We start from the raw sequence: 25077 nt of genomic DNA on the forward strand, positions 1-25077 counted from the left end.
ATATTTATATATTTTGCCTGTGCCGACTTTTGTCGCTACGGACGTAAATTTGACGAGCGATATTTTGGCTCTCAAATTTAGCTCAAATTTCGCCTAACTTTAGCGGGATTACCGTAGGCGACGCTACCGTCTGCGATATCTCGTACTACGACGCTGCCCGCTCCGATGATACAGTTTGCACCGATTTTTATGCACTGCACTGCGCAAGATCCTATGCCTACGTGCGTATTTGCACCCACGATCACGCCTCCTGCTAGCGCCGCATTTGGGCTAACGTGCGCAAAATCGCCGATCTCGCAGTCGTGCTCGATGATCGCGCCAGTGTTTATTATCGCCCCCTCGCCTACCACCGCTCGCGCGTTTATGACGGCATTTGGCATCACGACCGCACCCTCGCCTATTTGCGCGCTCTTACTTACCACCGCGCTTGGATGGATCAAATTTACTAAGACAAAGCCCGCGTTTTTTACTCTTTCTTGCAGGATACGTCTGATTTTATTATCTCCGATAGCCACGATCATGTCGGCTTTTTCCAGACTCGGGTCAAATTTGAGCACGTTTTTGCCGTCAAATTTGGAGTCGTCCAAAAACACTACCTCGCCGTATCCGCAGGCTCTTGCTACGTCCGCGACGACGGCTCCGTGTCCGCTAAAGCCATAAACGTAAATTTTAGTTGCGGCCATTAAATTTCTCCGTCGTAGCCATACCCTCTTTACTCACGCCGCTTCGTTTTAGCACCTTTTGCACGGTTAAAATCGCGATTTTAACGTCCAGCGCAAAGCTAAGCTCGCGAACGTATCTCGCGTCAAATTTAAACTTTTCAGCCCAGCTTATCGCGTTGCGACCGTTTACCTGCGCTAGACCCGTGATACCGGGCCTCACGTCGTGGCGGGTCGCCTGCTCGGCGTCGTAAAGAGGCAGGTACTCGACCAAAAGCGGACGCGGCCCGATAAAGCTCATATCGCCCTTTAGCACGTTAAAAAGCTGCGGTAGCTCATCAAGGCTGAGGCTTCGGATAGTCTTGCCGACGCCGCTTAGACGCATCTCGTCGGGTAGTAGCTCGCCGTCCGCGCCGCGCTCGTCGCTCATCGTTTTAAATTTGTAAATTTTAAAAATTTTAGCGTGCAAGCCCGGGCGTGCCTGCGTAAAAATGACGTCCTTGCTAACCTTAAAATATATCAAAACCGCGACGACCGCCATAATCGGCAACGTAAGCACGATCAAAAAAATCGCGCCGCAAATATCCAGTAATCTCTTGAAAAACGCCCTATACATCGATAAATTTCCTATAAATTTCTACATATTTCCTAGCGACCGCTCGCTCGTCAAACTCGCGCACGGCGAGCTCCCGCCCGTTTCGTCCCATCTGTGCGGCCAAATTTTCGTCGTTTAGTAAAATTTCTATCTTTGCGGCTAGATCGGCCGAGTTTTTCGCCTCGCAAAGCAGGCCGTTAAAGCCGTTCGTCACGGCCTCGTTACATCCCGCTACGTCGCTAGCAACGACTGGCCTACCCATACTCATCGCCTCTAAAACCGTGCGAGGAAAGCCCTCTTTGTAGCTTGGAAGCGCAAGCAGATAGCTAGCCTTTAAAAGCTCGGGCACGTCGTCTCTAGCACCCAGATACCGCACGGCTCCGCCTTTTAAAAACTTTGCGTCGGCCGTGCTTTTGTTGCCCTCAAACCCTTCGCCCGCAAAGACGAACGCACAGTCCTCGCGCCCGCGTAAAAGCTCGGCGGCCTCATAAAACTCGCGCACGCCCTTGTGCCACATCGCACGCGCTATCATCAGCACGATCTTTTTGCCGTGCAGATCCTCGCCTAAATTTGCAGCCGACACGCTGCTTTCGTCAAATTTGAGCGTATCTACGCCCACGCTTTTTATCTTAAAAATTTTCTCTTCGGCAATTAGTCCGCGAGCTAGAAAATACGCCGGATCGGCCTCGTTTACAAACACACAGCCGTCGCTCATATTTAGCGCTTTTTTATAAAGCGTCTCAATCGCGGCGCGTACTAGACGGGTTTTTAAGTCGTTATCGATATAAAAGCTACCCAGCCCCTCGACCAAATTTATCACGTGCTTTATGCCCGCTTTTTTAGCCGCAAAGGTGCCAAATACGTTTGATTTATGCGCCGAGGTTTGTAGTAGATCTAAATTTAACTCGCGTAAAATCTCGGCGAGCTTTTTTGAGTTTTCAAGCACGGTTAAAGGATTTAGGCTCGCGCGGTCAAGCTCGTACATCACGCAGTTAAATTCGCTTTTTAGCCTATCCGTGTAGTCGCCCTTTGGCGCGATAGCGAAAACCTCGTGCCCGAGCCGCTTTAGCTCGCGCATGATCGGCGCGCGGAAAAAGTAGATGCTCATATCGGCGTGAGATAAAAATCCAAATTTAACCATTTAAAAAATATCCTTTAAATTTTGCGCCCTCATCTTAGCAGCCTATAAATCTTAACCGCGCCGTTTAAAACGACCGGCTCAAATAGCTCTTTGTCATAGTTTTCGAGCACGAAAAGCTGTATGTAGGCCGAGTTTAGCACAGCTTCGTCAAGCACCAAAAACCGCCTGTAATCCTTCATAAAAATAAGATAAATTTTACCGTCCGAGTCCATCTCATGCTTTTTGACGACCAGCTTGTCTTTCTCGTCGTAGCTTGTTTCAAAGTACGTATTTACGGGCATTTCGCGCTCGCCGATATAGACTTTTGACGCGTCGCCAGATACGCTAAACCCTCCGCCGATATTTATCGTATCGCCGTCCACCGAGTAAGGTTTACCCGGATAAAATATCGCTCCGTACTCCTCGCCGCTGTTTAGATCGAGGTTTGAAAAGCGCAAAACGGCGCTAAAAATATCAAGCATGGAGTCCGGTAAATAATAGTAAATCTCGCGCGTTTTTTGCGGCGGGCGAAAATCCTTGTCGTTTAGCGAATACAAAAACGAATTTACGTTAGTCGCGTTATAGTCCTTCATCATCTGCGCCAAATTTAGCCCGAATTTCTCGCTAAAATTGCGCTCGGTGTACTCGACCTCTAGACGCGCCATATTTGCCGACATGCGTTGATTAGCCGCTAGCGCGAAGCTCACGGCGAAGTTATCTCTGCCCAGGTGCTTGCCGCCGTCAATGAGAGTCTTGACGTCCGCGTAGTAGCGGATCGGATAGCCGTAGTCCCACCACGCCAGCACGTAGTCCTCGCGCCCCGCGATCTTGTGTAGTTTATCTAGGCTCTCGACCTCGCTTTTGGCAAAGACCGTGCCGACTTTGTAGCCGTAAATATGCTCAAGGCACGGCATCAAGGATAGCGCGGCGATACAAAAGACGCAAATTTTTTCTAAAAGCGCGTGCTTTTTGAGCGAGCTTAGGCCTGAGACCATAAAATAAGCCGCCCCGCAAACAAGAGCCGCCGCGGCAAACGTGGCTAGATATACGCCAAAGCTCGCCTCGCCGTCAAAATTTGGCGCGAAAACGGGAGATTTACCATGCAAAAGGCTGTAGTATTTATCAAAATATAAAAAGAAAAACGCGAAAAACGCCGTAACGAAAACGGTGCAAAATTTGTCTAAAATTTTATCTTTTTTAAAAAAACTCACGCAAAGCACCGCAAAATATCCAAATCCTATTGCCATCACGGGTACGGAGTAGATCGTAAATCTAAGCCCGCCTTTTAGCGCCAAAAAACCAAGTAGCAGCATCGGAAGCGCGAGTAAAAAGGAGCGAAATTTAAGACAAAGCGCCGCGACTCCTACGAGTGATAAAGCAAAAGTAACGATATGACCGCTGATACGCTTAGCAAAGGCGTTTATCGACTCAAACTCAAACGAATAATCGCTCATTTCCATTATCGTTTTATTTACGTTATAAAAATGAAAAACCGGCTCGCTACTCTCGGAAACTCCGCGAAATATGTAAAATTTAAGCTGAAATAAAATTTGATTTAGCCCGCCGCTAAAGCCAAGCAAACCTACGGCCAGAGCCAGGCATGCTGCTACTACGCGTTTATCCCAGATCTGTGGACGAAATCTCATCGCTAGATAAAGCGCGACCGTAAGAGCGCTTTTAGCGTAAAAATCGATATACGTAAGCGCCACTATCATCAAAATGACAGCCTCGTAATTTAGCGCGTTTTTTCTATCAAAAACCAAAGTATAGAGCAAAAATGCGCCCAGCATCGCAAAATTTAGCGAGTAAGAGCTCGGATACCACCAGTCGTTTATCAGGATAAAAATCGGGATAAAAATAAGATCGTTTACGTTTTTTTTCTGCACCAGACGTATCATCGCCCAGACGCTAAACGCGGGCAGCACGATAGTGAGCATGTCGGTGTCGTAGTAGCCGGCCATCGTGCGGTTGTAGTAGCTGTTTGCGATACTAGCTAGCAAGGCCGCCGCAAAGCCGACTCCTGGCATCTCGTACTCTTTGCCTATCAAAATCACTGGAATGACGATAAGCGAGCTAAAAAACACGCTCATATAAAGCAAGATACTCTCGAAGCTAAAAGGCAAAATTTGATACAAAAAATACGTAAGTGTGGGCATCGAGCGGCCGTAGTAGCTAAGGTCGTTTGGCTGATGAAAGCCCGCTATCATGTCGCGCGCGCCCTCGGCAAAGGCGTAGCCGTCGTTCGTGCTGATCATAAGCTGATCGTTCCAGAAAAAGTGCTGATACTCGCCCGCCCAATACACCCAGTACAGCCTGCAAACCACGCTAAAAATAAACGCCGCAAGCATCAAAAAGAAAGTCTGTTTTGAAAATTTAAATTTATCCAAGAGTCCCGAAATTTTACTCGCCATTTTCACCCTCTAAATATCCTATGAGCTGCGCCGCGACGGCGTTTCTATCAAATTTTGCTACGCGGCCATAAGCTCTTTTTTCATAAGCTTGCCTTAAATTTTCATCATCAAGCGCTCGCCTCATCGCCGACTCCATCGCTTTTTCGTCATCAACTGGCACAAGGATGCCGTATTTGTCATCACCAAGAAGTTCTCTAGCGCCGCTTTTGTGATCGGTAGAGATGATAAATCTCTCACAAGCAAGCGCCTCTAAAAGCACGTTTGAAAAGCCCTCAAAGCGCGAAGCGCAGAGGAAACACTCGGCGTTTCTAATAAATTTAAACGGATTTTTATCCGTGCCTAGCAGCTTTACTCGCTCGCTCACGCCAAGCTCGTCGATCAAATTTTGAAGCTCGCCTTGTAAAGGCCCCTTGCCTAAAATTCCAAGCGTCGCGCGCTCGTCGTTTAAATTTGCGATTATTTTTATTAGCATCGCTTGATTTTTACCGCTATCAAGTCGCCCGATATTTAGAAAAAACGGCTTAAATTTGCCCTCTATCGGCTCATCGGCAAGAGTTTTTATCGCAGCCAAATCAACCGCGTTATATAGCACTTTCGTCTTTTCCCTGTCGCAGCCGAAATTTTGCACGAGATCCTCGGCATTTCCCTGTGCGTTAGCAAGGATAAGATCGGCTCTAGGATAGAGCGCCTTAACTAAAATTCTATTAGCAAGCCCGCTAAGGCCGCTTTTATAGATGACCGACGGGCAGCTGCGCTCGCTTATCACCATGCGTCCTTTTACTCCGGCGATCCTTGCTAAAAGTGCGATATAACAAGGCCGGTTCATTAAGACAAAATGCGCGTCGATACCCAAATTTTCGCAAAGTTTTTTGTATTTTAGAGCCAAAGAGGGTAGCGCAAAAGCTAGTCGAAAAAGCTTTTTGACGCCGCTCTCATAGGGATCTGAGCGCTCGAGGAAGTGAATTTTTACCGCGCTTGGTATCTCGTAGGCCACGACCTCGCTCATCAAAACGAGATGAACTTCGTATTTTCCACACAGAGCGGGGAGTAAATTTGAGACCACGCGCTCCGCGCCGCCTGGCCCCATCGAGTAGAGAAAAACGGCTAATTTTTTCATTCGCCGCGCGTTTTTTTGTATATCCAAACGCGAATTTTAGTTAAAAACAAAATCATAGACTTTGGAAACGGGCTTAAAATCAGCATCGCCAGCGCTTCTTTAGTAAATTTAAATTTGAGGCTTTTAAAAAGATACTCGTACATTTTTTTGTACTCGCCACCAAATTTAGCATAATACGCCGCCATTTTATACAGGATCGCGATGTGAGCATCGTTTACGCGAAATTTCGGCTCGGCCGAATTTGCGTTGCTTGCTTGCGCGTTTTTCTCGGCGATCTTTTGCAAAATGAGCTCCGCAGTCATCGCGTAGCCTTTCATGATGCAAAGCGGGCGCTTAAACGAGTTTATCGTGACGCTATCGCTGCGATGAAAGCGGTAAATACGCACTGCATCGTGTAGATAGTAAGCAGGAAAATCAAAAAGGTAGATCCAAAGCGTATTTTCGCTACCGTAAAGCCCCTTTTCAAAGCGCCTCTGACCGATCGCGTCGCGGCGAAACATTATCAAAAACTCGCCAGTTATCTTGCCGTCGTAATAGTCCTGCGGCGAAATTTCCCCGCTTTTACTTAGTCCAAATCCCGAAAATTTCGTCGTCAGCTCGCCGTCAATCTCAAAGTAACAGTTCGCCCAGACGCTAGCATACCCCTGCTCCAGCACGGCCGCCATCTTGCTTATAGCGCCTTCTATCAGCAAGTCATCGTCGTCTAGTATCACGAAAACATCGCCGCTAGCGTGGTCAAAACCGTTGTTTTTATTGCCGTTTGGACCGCGATCGTAGGTTTGGTTTAGGACGTATTTTACGTTGTCAAATTTAGCGACATAGCTTTGCGCGAGCTCGCGCGTGCCGTCGTTTGAGTTGTCGTCGCTGATTATGATTTCTTTATTTTCGTAGTCTTGAGCCAGCGCGCTTTTTAGGGCGGCTTCAAAAAGCTCTTTGCGGTTGTAGGTTGGGATTATTATGCTTACTTTTAGCATTTTAGTTCTTTATATTTTGAGTGATAAAATCCATCCATTTTTGATAAATTTGATCGGTTTTAAAGCTATTTTCACGCTCGCTAGCATTACTTACAAGCTCTTGTCTTAGCCCCTCGTCGCGCATCAAAAGTTCGATTTTGCTTCCGAGCGCTTTTACGTCGTCTATCGGCACTAAAAATCCGTCCTTGCCGTCCTCGATGAGCTCTTTTGCGCCGCTTGTCGCAGTCGCCACCCTGGCGCAGTTAAAAAATACGCTCTCGATTAAAACGTTTGGCAAGCCCTCGGTTTTGGAGCTTGAGACTAAAATTTTAGACCTTTCGTAAAGCGAAGCTACATCGCTCGTTTGCCCGATAAACTCGGCATCCAGATGAAGCTGCTCGTGCGCGATAAGCTCTAGCCTTTGCCTCTCTTCGCCAGCGCCCGCTATCACGATTTTCCAGTCTTTTAAAAGCTCTTTATCGACTAGGCTCATGGCTTTTAAAAATACGTCGCAGCCTTTAAGCGAGATGAGACGACCGACGAAAAGGATGATATTTTCCTTCGGCAAGCCCTGTTTTTTGGCTTCAAACATCGGATTATACATCACGGTTTTATTTTTTACGAAGCTATAGTACTCGTAGTCTTCTTTCGTAAGTACCGTGAGTCCGCTAGCTAGCGGATAGAGCATACGGCGTAAAAACAGCCAGCCGCGCCCCTTGAAAAAATCGGCGCTTGAATGCTCGCTGATAAAAAGCGGCTTACCGATAAATAAATTCGACAAAATCACGTTGATATTGGTGCTGTCCATCGAGGAGATAACGACGTCAAAGCCGCCGTTTTTGATCAAATTTCGCTGATAAAAAAACTTTTTCACGCGCCTTATTAAATTTGCAAAAAACCCTTTTTTCACCATCGGGAAAGGCAGATCTATCAGCTTTATCCTCTCGTCTAGCTCGTAAAACGGTGGTTTGGTGTCAAATTTTAAAAGCGTTACGTCGTGAAATTTCGCAAAATAGCTCGCTAGCAAGCTCATCACACGCTCGGCGCCGCCTGCTTGCAGGGTCGAAATTATAAATAAAACCTTCATTCTCTCTCCAAATTTTAATCAATGCGTGAAAATTTAATAAATCTTCAAAATTATTGATTTTATAAATTTTGAGCTTTATAATCGCTTAGTTTCCTATCTTTTAAATATCCGCTCATAGCCCAAAATTGCCGCTTCAAAGCGCGTTGCGGCGACATATTTTAAGCTATTTAGGCGAGCTAGCGGAGAGACTTTTGCCTGCGCTCTTTGCGCTCGCTCGGCTTGGATATTTGAGTCTGTTAGATCGGTTGGATGCGCAAAAATATCGCTAAAATACATCTTTAAGCCGTTTTGTAAAAGCAAAATCCGCCAAAAATCAGCCACGCAAAGCGCCTTTTTGTGCGTTTGCAAGATCTTTTCCGCCGCGCGCCTATCAAGCACGTAAGCAGCCGCTCGGTAAATCGTGCCGTAAGATCGCTTTGAGACTAGCCAAAAATCCTCATTCAGCTTTTTGCCAAATGCGCTAAATCGCCCCTCTAGCCCGTCTTGCGCACCGCAGATTAGAGCCGAACCCTCGTCCATCTTGGCAGCTTTTTCAAACGCCTTTTTTACGCCGCTTTCATCTCCGATGACGTCGTCTTCTAAGATGAGCGCAAACCGGGCGTCGCTTTTTAAAAACTCCTCGTAAGCGCGCGCGTGAGATAGCGAACAGCCGACCTCGGACGGGCTCAATAGTCTGCCGTAAGCCTCGAGGCTAGGCAGCGCGTAGCCGTAGTACTCCTTTGCACTCATTGTTCTACCGTCGGTTGCCTCGACGAGTTTAAATTCGCCGTAGTTTTTAAACCGCTCTTTTAGCTTTTGCCTGCGCGCCTCGTCGCTTTTTAGCGAAATAACGAATACTAAATTTTTCATCTTTTAAACTTCGATTTGATTTTATTTATCACGATTAGTTGTTCTCTTTTGTCAAATATCAAAAACAAGCTCGCGGCGTATCCCACTGCAAGTAAAACCGCCGAATATGCGGCAAATTCGCCCCAGTTTGAAATTTGCACGAAATTTCGCAGCCAAAAAAACAGTCCGCAAACTGCCGCAAAAACGGCTAAATTTTTAAAATAAACGCCGTAAAAAGTCGTAAGCGGCAAGCTCAAATTTAACGCAGCGTTTATGAGGTCAAATCCCAAAATGCGTACCGAATAAAGCGCGGCGCCGACGATCGCCATACCGTAAATGCCGTAAGTCGTAAATTTAAGCACGGCAATCTGCGCCAAAATCGTGCCGGCACCCAAAATCGTGTTTGCTATCGCAGGACGTTTTAGTTTATTTGTCGCGCTGTCGAGATTAAAAAGCGAAAAAACATAGCTAATAAATATAATCGGCACTAGAGTTATCATCGAGAGATTATAGATTAGGCTTATCTCGTCCGCGCTTTTAAACGGCAACCAAAGCATGTAGAATTCGCGCCCGAAAGCTACGAAAATAGCCGCCGGTACGCTCATGACAAAAGCCGTAACTCGCATCGAAAATTTAGCCTCCGCAACAAGCGCGGTCAAATTTGATTTGGAGTAGTGCTCGACGAATTTTGGCGCAAATATCGCGCTAAGCTGCGCCACGAAGCTCTCCAAAATGATCGGAGCCGCCTTTGAAACAGCTAAAATTCCAGTCGCGTTCGCGCTTAAAAAGATATTGCAGATAAACAGATCCATACCGCTCATAAGCACGCGGTTTAGGGCGTTAAAGCTATTATAGACGCCTGATTTTAGCAGCTCTTTTATCCGCGTAAAGTCAAATTCGCTTGGGTTAAATTTAAGCTCGGGCGTGATGCGGCGCGAAACCCAAACGCTCGTAAAAAAAACAAAGAGCGACGCGACTAGAGCGGAGATCGCGATATAGGCGATCATCGGTCTGAAAAAATAAAAAAGCGCGACGATGAGAGCGGCCAAAATGGCGCTAGACGCGGCGTTGCGAACGGAGATGATGTAGAGCTTGTTTTTGATAAACATCGAGACGCTGATGACACCGTTAAAAAGTCCGACGCAAAAATTTATAAAATAAAACGCGAAAGTAAGCCGTACGTCGCCTAGCAGCGCGTCGCTCACGTTTAGCACGCTTTGTAAATTTAAGATAAAAATGCCGGCACCCAGCAAAATCAGAACGCAAAAAAAGATATTTACGACTAGAACCGACGAGTAGTAGGCGTTTGCCGCGCGGGTGCCCCCTCTGTGCCACTCGTACGCGACAAAGCGGCCGCTAACGGAGTTTATCGCAGCAGTCACGACTAGGGCGTAAGCCACGATAGCGTTAGATAGCCCGACAAAGCCGTAGGCCTCGTTGCCTAGGCTTTTTAGAATGTAGGGCGTGAGGAAAAAATTTATCCCCATCGAGACGATAAAAACGACGATGGAGCTGATCAAATTTACGAGCATTACAGCCTTGCGTCGGCGTTTTCGTAAACGTTTTTGATATCGTAAACGAGCGCTTTGCTAAATTTTAACCCTTTAAATTTATCGTGTGCGACGGCGATCACGACGCAGTCGTAGTCCGCCTCGTCAAAGCTTTTTAGCGGCGCGATACCGTATTCGCGCTTCACCTCGGTTTCATCCGCCCACGGATCGTAGACGTCCACGCGGCATCCAAAATCTCTAAGCTCCTCGATCACGTCTATCACGCGCGAGTTACGGATGTCGGGGCAGTTTTCCTTAAACGTAAGCCCAAGCACCAAAACGCGAGCCGAATTTATCAAAATGCCCCTTTTTATCATTAGTTTTACGACCTGGTCGGCGGCGTATTTGCCCATATTATCGTTTATACGACGTCCGGCTAGGATCATCTCGGGGTGAAAGCCAAGCTCCTGCGCCTTGTGCGTGAGATAATACGGATCCACGCCGATGCAGTGGCCGCCCACTAGCCCAGGACGGAAATTTAAGAAATTCCACTTCGTGCCCGCAGCCTGCAAAACAGCGTTCGTGTCGATGTTCATCTTGTTAAATATCATCGCAAGCTCGTTCATAAAGGCGATGTTTATATCGCGCTGCGTGTTTTCGATGACTTTGGCGGCCTCGGCGACCTTGATAGTAGGCGCTTTGTGCGTGCCAGCCGTAATAATCGAGCGGTAGACCTCGTCGACCTTTTCGGCGACTTCCGGCGTCGAACCACTAGTGATTTTTTTGATTTTAGTTACGGTATGCTCTTTGTCGCCCGGGTTTATGCGCTCAGGCGAGTATCCGCAGAAAAAGTCCTCGTTAAATTTAAGCCCGCTTTGCTCAAGTAGCGGCACGCAAATCTCCTCCGTAACGCCCGGATACACCGTGCTTTCATACACGACGATATCGCCTTTTTTTAGCACCTTAGCGACGCTTTGCGTGGCTTTTACGACGGGCGTTAGATCGGGACGTTTGTTCTTATCTATCGGCGTCGGAACGGTAACGATAAAGAAATTACACTCCTTTATATCGTCCAAATTTAGGCTAAATTTCATACCGTTCTCTATCGCTTTTTTCATCTGCTCAGCGCTTAGCTCTAGCGTGCGGTCATACCCACTTTTAAGCTCCTCGATACGGGCGGCATTGACGTCAAAGCCCGTGACTTCGTATTTCTCGCTAAATGCAGCCGCCAAAGGCAGCCCGACGTATCCTAGTCCGATAACGGCTATTTTCATTTATTTTTCCTTTTTAATTTTTTTGGTTCTATCGTTTTTACGCGTTCATACATTCTTATTTCCGCGCCTACGCCTTGCGGAGTTATGATTTTAATAGGGCTAACGCCGGGTAAAATTTGAGTGAGCTCATAATAAACCCGCCTCTTTTTCTTTCCGTCCTTGCAAAGCATCATCGTCTGCGCCAGCTCATCTCCGCCGCTAAATTCGTAATAAATCCCGCGCGCGCCCTCTTTTTCCTCGAGTTTTCCGCCGAGTAAATAGGCATAGTTGCAGTCGATTAGCATCTCTTTAAAAAATGCGACTTCGTATTTAAAATAATCAGGCGGCATCTTTGAGATAGGTAGCTCGAAAATATTTTCCTCGGTTTTTGCCGCATTTTCGCCCGCCAAAAGCGCAAACGGCAACGCGCAAGCCGCGATAAAAAGTAAAATTTTCCTCATGCCTTTACTCCGATTTGAAAATACTTAAAGCCTAAATTTGCCAGATTTTTCGCGTCGTATTGATTGCGTCCGTCAAAGATCACGGCATTTTTTAGCCGCTGTTTCATCTCCATAAAATCAGGCGACCTAAACTCGCTCCACTCGGTCACGAGCGCGAGAGCATCGGCGCCGTTTAACGCGTCGTATTTGTTTGGGGCGAATTTTAAATTTGAGTTAGGTAGATATTTTTTTGCTTCGTTTGCAGCCTTTGGATCGTAGGCGACGACGTTTGCGCCCGCGTTTTCTAGCGCCTTTATGAGCACTAGCGAGCTAGCCTCGCGCATATCATCGGTATTTGGTTTAAAAGCTAGACCCCAAATCGCCACCGTTTTGCCGCTCAAATTTCCGCCGAAAAATGCTGAAATTTTTTCAAAAAGTACCGTTTTTTGCGCCGCATTTCTAGCCTCAACCGCACTTAAAACCTGCGGCTCAAAGCCGTTTTGCCTAGCGGTGTAGATGAGCGCCTCGACGTCTTTTGGAAAGCAGCTGCCGCCGTATCCGCAGCCAGGATAGATGAAGCTATAACCGATGCGAGAGTCGCTGCCGATGCCTTTTCGCACCAAATTTACGTCCGCTCCCACGCGTTCGCAGATCCCCGCGATCTCGTTTATAAAGCTGATTTTAGTCGCTAGCATCGCATTTGCGGCGTATTTGGTCATCTCGGCGGACTTTACGTCCATGGCGATAAATCTATCGTGATTTTTCATAAAGGGCGCATAAAGCTCGCGCATAACGCCTTGCCCCCACTCGCTACTAGCGCCCACTACGACGCGGTCTGGCTTTAAAAAGTCCTCAACCGCCGCGCCCTCTTTTAAAAACTCGGGGTTTGAGACGACCTCAAATTTGACGTCTATGTTTCTCTTTTTTAGCTCGCCCGCGATCACTTCGGTTACCTTCTCCGCCGTACCCACGGGGACGGTTGATTTATCCACGACGATTAACGGCGAGGTTAAATTTTGCCCGATGCTTTTTGCGACTTCTAGCACGTATCGCAGATCGGCCTGCCCGTCCGCGCCCATAGGCGTACCCACCGCGATAAATAGCACGCTAGCGTGCGCCAAGGCTTCTTTTATATCGACGCTAAATTTGAGCGCGCCGTTTGCCCTGCACTCAGCCACGATTTCAGAAAGTCCGGGCTCATAGATCGGTATAACGCCGCTGTTTAGAGCGTTTATCTTTGCTTCGTCCACGTCCACGCATATGACGTCGTTGCCCATTTTAGCTAGGCACGCGCCGCTAACTAGCCCCACGTAGCCCGTGCCTACGACTGCGATCCTCACAGCCGTTTCTCCCACTCAAGCGCGGTTTTTATGATGAGCGCCAGATCCTCTCTCTTAGGCCGCCAGTTAGTTAATTTTCTTATCTTTCCCGGCTTTGCGATGAGGCACGCCGGATCGCCCTCTCTACGAGGCGCGCTAACTACTTTAAAATCAACCCCGCTTACTTTTTTAGCCGTTTCTATAACCTCTTTTACGCTAAAACCGCGGCCGTAGCCGACGTTAAAGGTCTCGCTTTTTTCATGCTCGTTTAGATACTCCAGCGCGCTTAGATGCGCGTCGGCTAGGTCGCTCACGTGGATGTAGTCCCTCACGCAGGTGCCGTCTGTCGTCGGATAGTCGCTGCCAAAAATTCCCATGCTTTCGCGTTTGCCCAGAGCCGTCTGCGTGGCGACTTTGATCAGGTGCGTGGCGTTTGGATAGTTTTGCCCGATGAGCCCCTCCTCGTCGGCGCCCGCGACGTTAAAGTAACGCAAAATCGCAAATTTGAAATTTTCATTTGAAGCGGCGTAGTCTTTGATGATCCACTCGCTCATTAGCTTGCTTCGGCCGTAGGGATTTATCGGATTTGCCGCGGTTTGCTCATCGACCTCGCCGATCTCGGGCTCGCCGTAAACGGCTGCAGTGGAGCTAAATATAAATTTATTTACGCCGTACTGCTTGCAATAGGTCAAAATTTTAGCTACGTTTGCGGTGTTGTTTAGGTAGTATTTTAGCGGCTCTTGCGTGCTTTCAAAAACCTCGATAAATGCGGCAAAATGGATGATTGCGTCAAATTTGCCCTCCGCAAAAATCCCGCTTAAATCATCCTCCAAATTTGCCTTTACGAACTTAAATTTACCGATTTTCTCAAGCGCGTCAAGCGCCTTTGTAGTGCCTTTGCAGAGATTATCCACGACCGTTATCTCGTGCCCGCCTTGTTTTAAAAGCGCCTTTAACACGTGAGAGCCGATGTAGCCCGCTCCGCCTGTTATTAAAATTTTCAAGTTTAAGCCTTTCATAAAAAAGTGGTTAATTTTATCAAAAATAGAGTAAAGCAAAAGTAAAGCAAGGTTAGTTTTTAAATTTTGCCTAAAAGCTGCAAAATAGATATCTATCTTTAGAAATTTAAAATATACTTACAATCTGTTTTAAATTTAATCTTTATAATTCCTCATCTACAAAAAAAGGATAAAAATGAATGTTTCAATCTTAAATTTACTACCGATAAAACAAGGCGGTGACGCAAAAGATGCCATAGATGCGGCCCTCAGACTGGCTAAATTTGCCGAAGATATCGGAATAAAGCGCTACTGGGTCGCAGAGCATCACAATATGAAAAACTTAGCTAGCTCAGCCACGCAGCTCATCATCGCACACATCTTAGAGCACACAAAAAGCTTGCGTGTGGGCTCTGGCGGCGTGATGCTACCAAACCACAGCCCCTATTCTATCGCCGAGCAGTATGCCACTCTTGAGACGCTATTTCCAAACCGCGTAGATCTTGGACTAGGCAGAGCTCCAGGGACTGATCAAGATACGGCTGCAGTGCTTAGACGTGGCGCAAGAGAGATGGAATTTAACATGCAAATAAACGAATTAATGGACTATTTTAACGCCAAAAGAGCCGTAAAAGCCTATCCAAAAATTGAAAATTTTCCGCCTATTTACATACTTGGCTCAAGTATATATAGCGCATACGTGGCGGCTGAGTTTGGCCTGCCTTACGCCTTTGCGTCGCACTTTGCACCGCGTGCGCTAGAAAAAGCGGTAGAAATTTATCGTCAAAATTTCAAATCATCGCCCTTTTTAAAAGCGCCCTATGTCATCGCAGGAGCAAATGTGATAATAGCCCAAAGTGACGAGCTAGCAAGGAGTTTAGCCACTACGCAAACGCAGTTTTTCTTAAACGTAGTAACTGGCGAAAAAGAGTATTTGCAGCCACCAAAAAAGGATAACGACGAAGTCTTTGCTATGTCTTACAAAACAGGTGCCAAGGCTCCACATTTTGGGCCGATCGACTTTAGGCAAATAGAGCTAAAAAATAGAGAAAGAAGCGTCACAGAAGAGATGATGGCGTGTTCTTTTATAGGCTCAAAGCAAAGCGTTAAAGAGCAAATTTTAGAGTTTCAAAATAGACTAGCAGTCGATGAGATCATGGCTCAAAGCTTTATTTTTGATGAAAAGGCGCAGTTTGACTCTTTTGGGGCGTTAAAAGAGATCACGGATCAAATTTAATCCTCTCTAACCCTTAAAAATATAGGAAATCTTGGCTTGCCGTTGGCGGTTAAATTTTGAAATTTATATGTGATGATAGAGCCTATCTTTGGGGGATCTTGACGATTTTTGTCGCTTAGTCCTGAGCCTATTTTAAAGATAGTGCCCTCTTTTGGCTCGCCAGCTCTTTCTTTATCATCTTTGCCGCCAAGCGCCTTGCAGGTAAGCGAGCCTACAAATTTTTCGTATTTGCCGCTGCCTTTATTTACGGCGACAACCTCGCACTCGGCGTCTTTAAATTTTTTATATTTCAGAGCATTTTTGCTTCGTTTTCGCTCATACGGCGCGTTTGGCTCGCGCACGACCGCACCCTCGCCGCCCTTTGCGATGACAGCCTCCGCAAACGCCTCAAATTCGGCGTTATCTTTTACTTTTACTTGCTTGATTATCTTTAAATTTTGCCCTGCCTGCGGATTTTGCAAGATAAATTTTTCAAGCTCGCTAAGCCGCTCTAAAAGCCCGCCGCTAGCCTCAGGTACGTCAAAAACATAAAATTTGATCTCACTCCACGCTGCCTCATTTGGCGTTTTATCCATTACGATCGATTGGATTTTTTCAAATTCGCCCCGCGCAGTGTAAAGCTCACCGTCAAGTGCAAACGGCGGAAAATGCGCGCTCCAGCCCCCTGGCGTGGCTATAATTTTACCGTTTCTGGATAGCAAATTTCGCCCATCCCAGTAGGCGCGCACGCCGTCTAGTTTCTCGCTAGCTAGCCAGCCGCCGACGTTTTGACCTTTGTATTCGCTAAGTTTTAAAAGCTCAAATTTATCTTTTTTAGCAGTATCTACACCCGCGTCGCTTAGGTTTTCGCTCTGCGCCGCCAAAGCGAAATTTAAAAAGGCGGCCAGCAATAGCGCGAAAAATCTCAAATTTTAACCCCGTAAAACTCGCAGTACCACTCGATAAACCTAGCCACCCCGTCATTTACGCTAGTGTTTGGCTTGTAGTCAAAGTCTGCTACCAGATCGCTCACGTCCGCATAGGTCGCAGGCACGTCGCCGGCTTGAAGCGGGAGGAAGTTTTTCTCTATCTCGCGGCCGATTTTAAGCTCGACGGCCTTGATGTAGTCCATGAGCTCTACGGGGCTGTTGTTGCCGATATTATAGACCTTAAACGGCGCGCTAGAGGTGGCGGGATCGGGATACTTTGCGTCCCACGCAGGATTTGGCTTGGCAGGGTTGTCGATGCATTTTATGATGCCCTTTACGATGTCGTCCACGTAGGTAAAGTCGCGCTTCATCTTGCCGTAGTTAAAGACGTCGATTTTCTTGCCTTTTAGCGCGGCGTCGACGAACAAAAATAGCGCCATATCAGGGCGTCCCCACGGACCGTAAACGGTGAAAAATCGCAGTCCCGTAGTAGGTACGCCAAAGAGATGCGAGTACGTATGCGCCATCATTTCGTTGCTTTTTTTAGTCGCGGCATAGAGGCTGATCGGGTGATTTACGCTCTCGTGCGTGCTAAATGGCATATTTTCGTTTAGGCCGTAGACCGAGCTCGAGCTTGCGTAGACTAGATTTTTAGTTTGGTTGTGGCGGCAGCACTCAAGGATATTCATAAATCCCGTGACGTTGCTGTCGATGTAGGCTTGCGGGTTTATTAGCGAGTAGCGAACGCCTGCCTGCGCGGCCAAATTTACGACGCAGTCAAATTTCTCGCTCTCAAAAAGCTTTTTCATCGTCTCCCCGTCTGCTAGATCGGCTTTTATAAATTTTAAATTAGGCTGCGTTTTTGAGGTGGTAAGCTTGCCATAGTCTATCTCGCTCACATCAAAACCGGCCGTTTTTAGGCGCGCGAGCTTTAAATTTACGTCGTAGTAGTCGTTTATCACGTCGTATCCGACGACCTCGTCGCCCCTTTTTACGAGGGCGTTTGCCAAATGAAATCCTATAAATCCCGCCGTTCCGGTTACTAAAATTTTCATGTTTTTTCCTTTGTGATTTGACGTTATTTTAGCACAATCTCATTTATTTCGCCGTTAGCCTGCGCACCTCGAGGTAAAATTTGAGCAAATTTGCGCGGCCTTGGGGTCAAATTTGACGTTTAAATTTGCAAATTTAAGCGGAGATTCTTAAACGAACTTTTAAAAATTTTACTATTTTACTGCTATAATCAACTAGCCAAATTTACATGAGGAGACGACGATGCTTAGTATCAAAAAAGCCGCTCTGCCTTGCCTTTTTAGCACATTTGCCCTGCTCGGACACGCAGCCGAGCTCTACGTCTCAAAAGATCTGGGCGACAACGCAAACGCGGGTACCAAAGAAGCGCCGTTAAAAAATATAGAAAAAGCCGCCCAGATAGCCCAAATAGGCGATAAAATTTACGTCGCCGAGGGCAACTACTACGGGCTAAGAGACAAGGGCTTTATCATCGTCAAAAAGCCCGTCGAGATCTACGGCGGCTACTCCAAGGACTTCGTCGCGCGCGATGTTTTAAAGTACCAAACCCGCATCATGCCGCCTGCGTCCGTTAACGGCACAGGCTCGTCAAATCCGCTAGTCGAGCTAGACGTCGTCGCAGCGCCCAGAGAGAGGCTCGTTTTTGACGGCATTATCTTTGACAAGGGCGACTCAAACGCCTATGATCCAAGCAGAGGCAAGCCAAGAGGCGTAGAAACGGGCATGCTAGTCCTGCCGCCAGGAGTTGGTCAAAACGGTAAGGCTACAAACGTCATCACTGCGGCAAAACCGCTTTTGGGCGGTAAATTTTTAGGCGGCGGAGAGCTTGCGATACGAAACAGCGTCTTTGGCAACGGCAACAACTCGGCGATTAGACTAGGCGCTCACGGCGAGGTAAATATCACAAACAACGTCTTTGTCGCAAACGCCATCAGCGCCTGCGAAATCTGGGGCGCGAAAAATCAAGCCGACGCCGTCAAAATCGACTTTAGCTACAACACCATGCTTTTTACCTGGCCGCGAACGGCTAGCTTTGGCGACGGCGGCCAAGGCTTTAAGATCATGACCAAAGCAGACGTCATCATACACCGCAACATCATCGGTCTCTCGGCCTTTGCGGCAATAGAACGCGCCCGCATCGATAGTCCCGTAGCCATGGAAAAAGGGCGAAAAGTACGCGTCAACGACAACCGCTTTTTCCTCAACAAAAAAGCCGACGTCATCCTGCCGGGGCTCGGACTTTTCGAGACCGTATTTGCAAAGGATTTTGCAGATGTGGATCTCTTTGACGAGGCGGTCGGTAATGAGGAGCTAAAGGACGACAGATCGCTAAGAAAAGCCATAAACAAGGCATATATGGAAGGATTTTTGGACGCTTCATACAAAGAGAGCGTGGACTACGATCCAAATTCGTTTACAAATGAGCTAAGAAGGGTGTTTGGGATAAATCAAATCGCAACGGGACAAAGCGAAATATCGATGTTTGTCAACAAATATCCGCTAAAAGACGCGGTTAGGCTCTTTGGCGCGGTAGAGGGCTACGGCGCGCAGGAGATAAAGTACTGATTTGCCAGGCGTTTTGTCTAGAAATTTGACGTTTGTGAGATCGGTTTTAGCTATTTTGGCGGTTTGTTTTCGTGCCGTCTTTAGTCAAATTTGATTTAGTCGCGGTCAAATTTGCAAATTTGCAGCTATTTTTGCGGCGTTAGGTTGCGTGTCTTTTTCGTCAAATTTGATGCTGTAGCCGCTAAAGCGAAATAAAATTTGCCCAGTAAAAGCCAAATTTACTAATCGCTCGCCAAGCTACGTCAAATTTGACCGCACCCTAAAAACAAAATGCGCGTCAAAATTACCAAGCCCGTGCCGCTTCGAGCCCGTTTTATCTCGCCAAATTTTCCAAACCTCTCACTGCTCATCCAAATTTATCTCAGGCATATTTTCTTCGGTGTAGTACTCCTCTGCCCCGATCTGCTCGCCGTCTTCATCAAGCTCCGGCTCATCCTCGTAGTTTTGCGTTTCGAGGCGCACTAGTTCGCGCTCGACTGCCTCGCAAAATACCGGCGTATAGCCCATCTGCGCGCAGTTTGCCGCTAGCCACTCGCTCATCACCGAGATGTCGTCGGCGTAATCATCAAGCATCAAATTTCCGCGCAAAAGCTCGTATTTTAGGAAAAGCCAGTATGTGTTTAGCACGTCGCTTTCGCAGTATTCGTTGATCTTGTCGATCTTACCGTCAAAAAACAGCTCCATCACCTGATCGCCGTGGACGTCGTATTTGCCGGGCAAATTTAAGCTAGCGCACAGCGTATCGAGCTTTAGCCCGCGCACGGAGCCAAACTCGCTCACGTGATCGAGCAGATCAAAGTGAAATTTGCCGCTATATCGGTCGCGGTAGTTGCCGTCCCATTTGCCCTTGCCAAGCTCCTTGTTTTCGACCTCGTAAAAGCTCGGAAACGAGACGTTGTACCTCATCGCGCGAGTTAAAATCATCGGCAGATCAAAGCCCCGTCCGTTAAAGCTCACTAGGCGCGGGTTGTGCGAGTTTACGAAGCCGATAAATTTATTTAGGATTTCACGCTCATTTGCACCCTTCATCGTACTTACGCGCAAAAATTTACCGTATTCGTCCGCCATCACAGCTGAAATCGCCACGACGCGGTGAAACATCACTGGCAAAAACTCGCTTCCGCTTGCTGCCTTTTGCGCGGCAAACGCCTGCCTCGCCACCTCCGCGTCGCTTCCCTCAAAGCCGTAAATTTTACGCAAAAGTGCGGTGTCGGGCACCGTCTCGCAGTCAAAAACGCAGATATAATTTTTAGCCATTTCAAACCTTTTTTAGCTATTTTTGCCTAAAATGATAGCTAAAAATCTTTATAAAAGCGGTAAATGAGTAAAAATTTAAGCCCAAACATCGCCGTTATCAAGCTCTCCGCCCTGGGCGACATCGTCCACGCGGTAGTTATTTTGCAGTTTATCGAAAAACACCTGCCAAAAGCCAAAATAACGTGGTTTGCCGACGCTAAATTTAGCGAGATTTTGTTTCTTTGCCCGCAAATTTCGCGCGTCGTATCGCTACCGCTAAAAAACGGCGAATACAAAAAAAGCTTGGAGCTGATCGCCTCTGCTAAGAAAGAAGGCAAATTTGACTACGTCATCGACCTGCAAGGGCTGATCAAATCCGCCGCGGTTGCGAAGCTTCTTGGCAAAAATAGCTACGGATTTGATAAATTTAGCGTGAAAGAGCCGATTGCGGCGCTGTTTTACAGGCATAAATTTAATTGCGACTACGCCAAAAATATTATCTTGCGAAATTTGAGCCTTACGGCTTTTGCTTTGGGGTTTAGTTTTAGCGAGGATGAAATTTTAGCCAAACAGCCTTGCTTTAGCGCCTCGCAAAGTAAATTTAAAAGCTTAAAAAAGAAAATTTTGATAGCGCCTTTTGCTAGCGAGCCGAGTAAAATTTACGATAAATTTGGCGATGTTATCGCGCTGCTAGACGAGCCGAAAAATGAAATTTTCGTCTGCTATAACGGCGAAAAAGAGGAAAAAGAGGCTCTAAATTTGATAAAAAACTCAAACGTAAAAACTCTAAATTTGAGCCTAAAAGAGCTAGTAAGCTTCATCTCAAGCTGCGATCTTGTTATCGGCAACGATAGCGGCGTGACACATATCGCCTGGGCGCAAAATCGCCCCTCTATCACGCTTTTTGGTAACCGGCCTGCAGAGCGAAACGCCTACGCGACGCCCGTAAATTTAACCATCGACGCGGGCAAAAAAATAGACGCAAAAAAGATAGATAAAAGCGACTTTTGCGTGCGAGATATCGCGCCGCAAGCTATCGCAAACGCGGCAAAAAGGCTACTTGATGCGTGATTTATTTTACCTTTGGCTTTATAGATTTTTTAAATTTATTTTTACCGTTACGCCCGCGTTTTTGCTTGATCCTTTTTTAAATTTCATTGCGTTTTTGTTTTATAAATTTGACGCCAAACACACCAAAATCATCAGGGCAAATCTAAATTTCGCCTACGTAAACGAGCTAACGGCCGAGCAAAAAGAACAAATCATAAAAGACACCTACCGCAACTACGCCAAATTTGCAGTAAATTTTATAAAAAATCAAAACGCGAGCAAGGAAAAAATCCTAGAAAAAGTCGAATTTAAAAACGAGCAAATCTTTCAAAACGCACTTGCCTCGGGTCGCCCGATCATCGTGCAAACGGCGCACTACGGGCAGTGGGAGCTATTTTCGCTGGCGATGGCGGCGAAATTTGGCGGCGTTAGCATCGTCGGACGCGCGCTTGATAGCGCGGTCATGCAGCGCATTTTGGCAGCAAATCGCACCCGCTTTGATATTGAACTCATCGACAAAATGGGCGGTGCCAAGCAAATCCTAAAAGCGGTCAAGGCGCGCCGCTTAGTCGGCATTCTGGTCGATCAAAACACCGCCAAAGACGAGGGCGTAGAGGTTAAATTTTTCGGACGAAAGGTCCTGCATACGCCTGCGGCTAGCATATTCGCGCAAAAAACCAACGCGCTCATCGTGCCGGCCTTTATCCGCGAAAAAGGGGCAAACCTCAGCGAAATTTGCTTTTTTCCGCCGATTGACGTTAGGGATTTTGACAAAGAAGGCGCTGCACTAAAAGCCACGCAAGCTCAATCAGACGCCACCGAGGCTGCTGTACGCGAGAAGCCGGACGAGTATTTTTGGTTTCATAAACGCTTTAAGCATTTTAATGAGGAAATTTATAAATGCTAAGCGTCGTTATCCTCACGCTTAACAGCGAAAAATACCTCGCCGAAGCGCTAAAAAGCTGCGAATTCGCAGATGAAGTCGTCGTGGTCGATAGCGGCTCGCAGGACGCTACGGAGCAAATTTGCTCTGGGTTTAAAAACGTCAAATTTCACAAGCAAAAATGGCTGGGATTTAGCGCGCAAAAGCAGCTGGGCGTCGATCTAGCGCGTAATCGCTGGGTTTTCGTGCTAGATAGCGACGAGGTGATTTTAGAGCCGCTGAGGGAGGAAATTTTGCAGGTTTTACAGCGCCCCGAGTTTTGCGCATACGAGGTGGCGCGCGCAAATATATTTTTCGGCAAAGAAGTGCGCACGATGGGGCTTTACCCGGACTGCACGGTTAGACTTTTTGACAAGACGCGGGCGGAGTTTGACGGGCGCGAGATACACGAAAAGGTCGTTTTAAAAAGCGCGGCGAATACAGGCGAACAAATCCAAGCAGACGGCGCAAATTTAACCGCCGCCAAAAATCAAATCGGCAGGCTAAAAAACCACTTCAAACACTATGCCTACGACAGTATCGAGCAGTTTATCGCTAAGCAAAATCGCTACTCGAGCCTTGGCGCAAAGGGCGCTAAATCAAGCAAATTTAAGGCCGTTTTAAATCCCGCATGGACGTTTTTTAAGCTATTTTTCCTAAAAGGCGGCTGGCGCGAGGGCTGGCGCGGCTACGTGATAGCAAGGCTTTACGCGCAATATACATTTTGGAAGTACGTAAAATGAAAGATAAAAAAATCAAAATCCTAGTTATGAAATTTAGAAACATCGGCGACGTGCTGCTCACGACTCCGCTCATCGAAAACCTGCGCCGCATCTACCCTGACGCGCAGATAGATTTCGCGCTAAACAAGGGCACCGAGGCGATGATCGAGGGCAACCCAAACATCCAAAACATCCACATCTACGACCGCGCAAATATAAAAGAGGTCGGCTTTTTTAAACGACTTTGGCGCGAGCTAAAGTTTATCCGCGCTATCAAAAAGCAAAAATACGACATCGCCGTGCAAACCACGACGGGCGACCGCGGTATCATCGTCGCCAAATACGCCAAGATAAAAACCATCGTGGGCTTTGAGGGCAAAAACAAAGCCGTAAATAAAATAATCACGCACAAAGCCCCTAAAATAGGCGGCCTGCGCCACACCGTGGATAGAAACCTAGACGCCCTGGCCGCGCTAGGATTTGAGCCTAGCGGCAAACGAGTTAGCGTGTATTTTGATCCGGACTGCATCAGCCATCTAAATTTGCCGCCCAAATTTATCCACGTGCACCTAACTAGCCGCTGGATGTTTAAATGCGCGGACGACGAAACTATGGCCGCGATAATCGACTTTTGCGAAGGGCTTGGCGTGCGGGTCGTGCTAACGGCCGATAACAACGACGCCGAGCTAAAAAAGCTGGACGACGTGCTGGCGCTGTGCTCCTCCAGTCCCGTAAATCTAGGCGGCAAGCTTACTCTAAAACAGACCGCCGCGCTATCAAAGCGCTCCGCGATGTTTATCGGCGTAGATACGGCGATCATGCACCTAGCCGCGGCCAACGACGTGCCCGTGATCGCGCTGTTTGGGCCTAGCGGGGCGTTTGAGTGGGGGCCGTGGGATAACGATCTAAACGAAAACGGCTACACACAGCGCAACGGCAACCAAACTATGGGCAAGCACGCGGTATTTCAAAAAGACTGGGACTTCGTGCCGTGCGACAAAGAGGGGATGATAAAGCACGGCGTAGAGCGAACGCTGATGAGGTTTGAGGGCGAGGAGCTAGAGGCGATAAAGAGCAAAATCAGAGGAAGTTTGAAAGGATAAAAACGATTTCACATATTACCCCCCCCCATTACTATTACTCGCATATAAAGCTTAGCTATATTACTCACTTTTAATGCAATCAAAACGATATAAATTCTGTTTTGATTTACTTAAAGTCTATGAAAAATACAGCCCTGATTTGCTAGATGTTATTGAATTTATCACAATCTACAATAAATCACCCTTGCACCATGAAATCCCAGAATTTAATCTAAATTTGCGCTGGATAAAGATCAAATGGAATCAAGCAGGAGCTCGAAATTTAGGCATTTTAAGCGCAAAAAGCGATAAATTTATAATCACTGATTTAGACCACGTTTTTTATGAAGATACTTTGAAATTTATGGTGGATAGTGATTTTAAAAGGGGTGAAATTTATAAATTCAGACGTACGCACATTCACAAAAATGGCTTTATCGCAGGCAATTACCCATCCACGGCAATGTATTTGCGATGAGACGTGGCGAATTTTTGACGCACTTTGGATATGATGAAGAATTTGCCGGGAATTACGGACACGAAGATAATTTTTACGCCCAGTATTTTGAAGCGCTTGCATTTAAACGAAAATATTTTACAAAACGCAGATATTTTTACCACGAAAGAGACAATGACGACGTAAATCGCGACGGCTCGTATCGCTCTTTGCGCCGCGACGATAGTCAAAATAGAGAAATTTATGAGAAAAAATGCAAAATTTCGGCGCTTTAACGGCGCATTCAAGATTGTTTTTAAATTTTACTTGGCAAATTTTAAGAGAAAACACTCCGCAAAATATCAAAGATAAAAAACACGGAATGCCTTGGTTTTTGCGGCATTAATTTTTAATTAACGCCGTTCGCAAAAGTTATAGTTTATGATAAATTTGGAATTATTTTTTGTTTTTTTATGACATTCATAAATTCTTTATACATATTCTTTGCATTTTCTAGCAACTGAGCATATGTATATACATAAGTATTATCATCTTTTAATTTTTTAAATTCACCTTCATCTATATCAATCTTAAGAGATCCATCAGTACTAGTAAA

The 25077-nt window shown here is 46.8% G+C and carries 24 protein-coding genes; 8 read left to right on the forward strand and 16 right to left on the reverse strand.

The genetic code is table 11. The features are described from left to right. Positions 1-77 precede the first annotated feature (77 nt). The 13 genes from pglD to galE form a co-directional block, all read right to left on the reverse strand. Complete coding sequence (gene pglD, locus Q0386_RS06200; RefSeq protein ID WP_299028600.1) at positions 78-683, reverse strand: UDP-N-acetylbacillosamine N-acetyltransferase; 606 nt, start codon at positions 681-683, stop codon at positions 78-80. Continuing rightward, complete coding sequence (gene pglC, locus Q0386_RS06205) at positions 670-1275, reverse strand: undecaprenyl phosphate N,N'-diacetylbacillosamine 1-phosphate transferase (RefSeq protein ID WP_122871037.1); 606 nt, start codon at positions 1273-1275, stop codon at positions 670-672. The genes pglD and pglC overlap by 14 nt, the downstream gene beginning before the upstream one ends. Then, positions 1268-2395 carry a N,N'-diacetylbacillosaminyl-diphospho-undecaprenol alpha-1,3-N-acetylgalactosaminyltransferase gene (gene pglA, locus Q0386_RS06210; RefSeq protein ID WP_299028608.1) on the reverse strand — a complete coding sequence of 376 codons (1128 nt, stop codon included), beginning with the start codon at positions 2393-2395 and terminating at the stop codon, positions 1268-1270. The genes pglC and pglA overlap by 8 nt, the downstream gene beginning before the upstream one ends. Before the next feature lie 29 nt (positions 2396-2424). Continuing rightward, a complete protein-coding gene (locus tag Q0386_RS06215; RefSeq protein ID WP_299028613.1) occupies positions 2425-4785 on the reverse strand; it encodes an STT3 domain-containing protein in 2361 nt (786 codons plus the stop codon). After that, a complete protein-coding gene (locus Q0386_RS06220; RefSeq protein WP_299028616.1) occupies positions 4775-5902 on the reverse strand; it encodes a glycosyltransferase in 1128 nt (375 codons plus the stop codon). Before Q0386_RS06220 ends, Q0386_RS06215 begins: the two co-directional genes overlap by 11 nt. Beyond that, on the reverse strand, positions 5899-6876 hold the full coding sequence (locus tag Q0386_RS06225) for a glycosyltransferase family 2 protein (protein WP_299028619.1): 978 nt from the start codon (positions 6874-6876) through the stop codon (positions 5899-5901). Before Q0386_RS06225 ends, Q0386_RS06220 begins: the two co-directional genes overlap by 4 nt. A gap of 1 nt (position 6877) precedes the next feature. Further along, complete coding sequence (locus Q0386_RS06230; protein ID WP_299028621.1) at positions 6878-7942, reverse strand: glycosyltransferase; 1065 nt, start codon at positions 7940-7942, stop codon at positions 6878-6880. Positions 7943-8035: 93 nt separating this feature from the next. Then, positions 8036-8791, reverse strand: a complete 756-nt coding sequence (locus Q0386_RS06235; RefSeq protein WP_299028623.1) for a glycosyltransferase family 25 protein — start codon at positions 8789-8791, stop codon at positions 8036-8038. Continuing rightward, positions 8788-10302: an MATE family efflux transporter gene (locus Q0386_RS06240; RefSeq protein ID WP_299028626.1), complete on the reverse strand. Its 1515-nt coding sequence runs from the start codon at positions 10300-10302 to the stop codon at positions 8788-8790. Before Q0386_RS06240 ends, Q0386_RS06235 begins: the two co-directional genes overlap by 4 nt. Beyond that, on the reverse strand, positions 10302-11534 hold the full coding sequence (gene tviB / locus Q0386_RS06245) for a Vi polysaccharide biosynthesis UDP-N-acetylglucosamine C-6 dehydrogenase TviB (RefSeq protein WP_299028629.1): 1233 nt from the start codon (positions 11532-11534) through the stop codon (positions 10302-10304). The genes Q0386_RS06240 and tviB overlap by 1 nt, the downstream gene beginning before the upstream one ends. Beyond that, positions 11531-11974, reverse strand: coding sequence for an ecotin family protein (locus Q0386_RS06250; RefSeq protein ID WP_299028632.1), 444 nt, complete (start codon positions 11972-11974; stop codon positions 11531-11533). Before Q0386_RS06250 ends, tviB begins: the two co-directional genes overlap by 4 nt. Next, on the reverse strand, positions 11971-13293 hold the full coding sequence (locus Q0386_RS06255; protein ID WP_299028669.1) for a UDP-glucose/GDP-mannose dehydrogenase family protein: 1323 nt from the start codon (positions 13291-13293) through the stop codon (positions 11971-11973). Before Q0386_RS06255 ends, Q0386_RS06250 begins: the two co-directional genes overlap by 4 nt. Next, entirely contained in the window at positions 13290-14276 is a 987-nt protein-coding gene (gene galE, locus Q0386_RS06260; RefSeq protein WP_299028635.1) for a UDP-glucose 4-epimerase GalE, read from the reverse strand. Before galE ends, Q0386_RS06255 begins: the two co-directional genes overlap by 4 nt. Positions 14277-14466: 190 nt before the next feature. Between galE and Q0386_RS06265 the strand changes: the two genes are divergently transcribed. Next, positions 14467-15507 (forward strand): LLM class flavin-dependent oxidoreductase, encoded by a 1041-nt coding sequence (locus tag Q0386_RS06265; RefSeq protein WP_299028638.1) that lies wholly within the window; start codon positions 14467-14469, stop codon positions 15505-15507. Here the strand turns inward: Q0386_RS06265 and Q0386_RS06270 are convergent. Next, positions 15504-16415, reverse strand: a complete 912-nt coding sequence (locus tag Q0386_RS06270) for a DNA ligase (RefSeq protein ID WP_298790477.1) — start codon at positions 16413-16415, stop codon at positions 15504-15506. The genes Q0386_RS06265 and Q0386_RS06270 overlap by 4 nt on opposite strands. Then, positions 16412-17470 carry an NAD-dependent epimerase gene (locus tag Q0386_RS06275; protein ID WP_299028643.1) on the reverse strand — a complete coding sequence of 353 codons (1059 nt, stop codon included), beginning with the start codon at positions 17468-17470 and terminating at the stop codon, positions 16412-16414. Before Q0386_RS06275 ends, Q0386_RS06270 begins: the two co-directional genes overlap by 4 nt. Positions 17471-17690: 220 nt before the next feature. Here Q0386_RS06275 and Q0386_RS06280 point away from each other — a divergent pair, with 220 nt between their 5' ends. After that, the gene (locus tag Q0386_RS06280; protein WP_299028646.1) at positions 17691-19013 is read left to right on the forward strand and encodes a right-handed parallel beta-helix repeat-containing protein; all 1323 of its coding nucleotides are present in this window, start codon (positions 17691-17693) and stop codon (positions 19011-19013) included. A 339-nt stretch (positions 19014-19352) separates the two neighbouring features. Here the strand turns inward: Q0386_RS06280 and Q0386_RS06285 are convergent, their stop codons facing one another. Further along, the gene (locus Q0386_RS06285; protein WP_299028648.1) at positions 19353-20270 is read right to left on the reverse strand and encodes a 3'-5' exonuclease; all 918 of its coding nucleotides are present in this window, start codon (positions 20268-20270) and stop codon (positions 19353-19355) included. Between the two features lie 63 nt (positions 20271-20333). Between Q0386_RS06285 and waaC the strand changes: the two genes are divergently transcribed. The 6 genes from waaC (at position 20334) to Q0386_RS06315 (ending at position 24757) form a co-directional block, all read left to right on the forward strand. Beyond that, a complete protein-coding gene (gene waaC / locus Q0386_RS06290) occupies positions 20334-21320 on the forward strand; it encodes a lipopolysaccharide heptosyltransferase I (protein ID WP_299028651.1) in 987 nt (328 codons plus the stop codon). Beyond that, entirely contained in the window at positions 21313-22206 is an 894-nt protein-coding gene (locus Q0386_RS06295) for a lipid A biosynthesis lauroyl acyltransferase (RefSeq protein WP_299028654.1), read from the forward strand. Before waaC ends, Q0386_RS06295 begins: the two co-directional genes overlap by 8 nt. Then, positions 22200-22964: a glycosyltransferase family 2 protein gene (locus tag Q0386_RS06300; RefSeq protein WP_299028657.1), complete on the forward strand. Its 765-nt coding sequence runs from the start codon at positions 22200-22202 to the stop codon at positions 22962-22964. Before Q0386_RS06295 ends, Q0386_RS06300 begins: the two co-directional genes overlap by 7 nt. Further along, entirely contained in the window at positions 22961-24046 is a 1086-nt protein-coding gene (gene rfaQ, locus Q0386_RS06305) for a putative lipopolysaccharide heptosyltransferase III (protein ID WP_299028659.1), read from the forward strand. Before Q0386_RS06300 ends, rfaQ begins: the two co-directional genes overlap by 4 nt. 139 nt (positions 24047-24185) lie before the next feature. Continuing rightward, on the forward strand, positions 24186-24503 hold the full coding sequence (locus tag Q0386_RS06310; protein WP_299028660.1) for a glycosyltransferase family A protein: 318 nt from the start codon (positions 24186-24188) through the stop codon (positions 24501-24503). After that, on the forward strand, positions 24500-24757 hold the full coding sequence (locus tag Q0386_RS06315) for a hypothetical protein (RefSeq protein ID WP_299028662.1): 258 nt from the start codon (positions 24500-24502) through the stop codon (positions 24755-24757). Before Q0386_RS06310 ends, Q0386_RS06315 begins: the two co-directional genes overlap by 4 nt. Positions 24758-25077: the final 320 nt, after the last annotated feature.

This window comes from uncultured Campylobacter sp., from assembly GCF_938045625.1.
GTDB lineage: Bacteria > Campylobacterota > Campylobacteria > Campylobacterales > Campylobacteraceae > Campylobacter_A.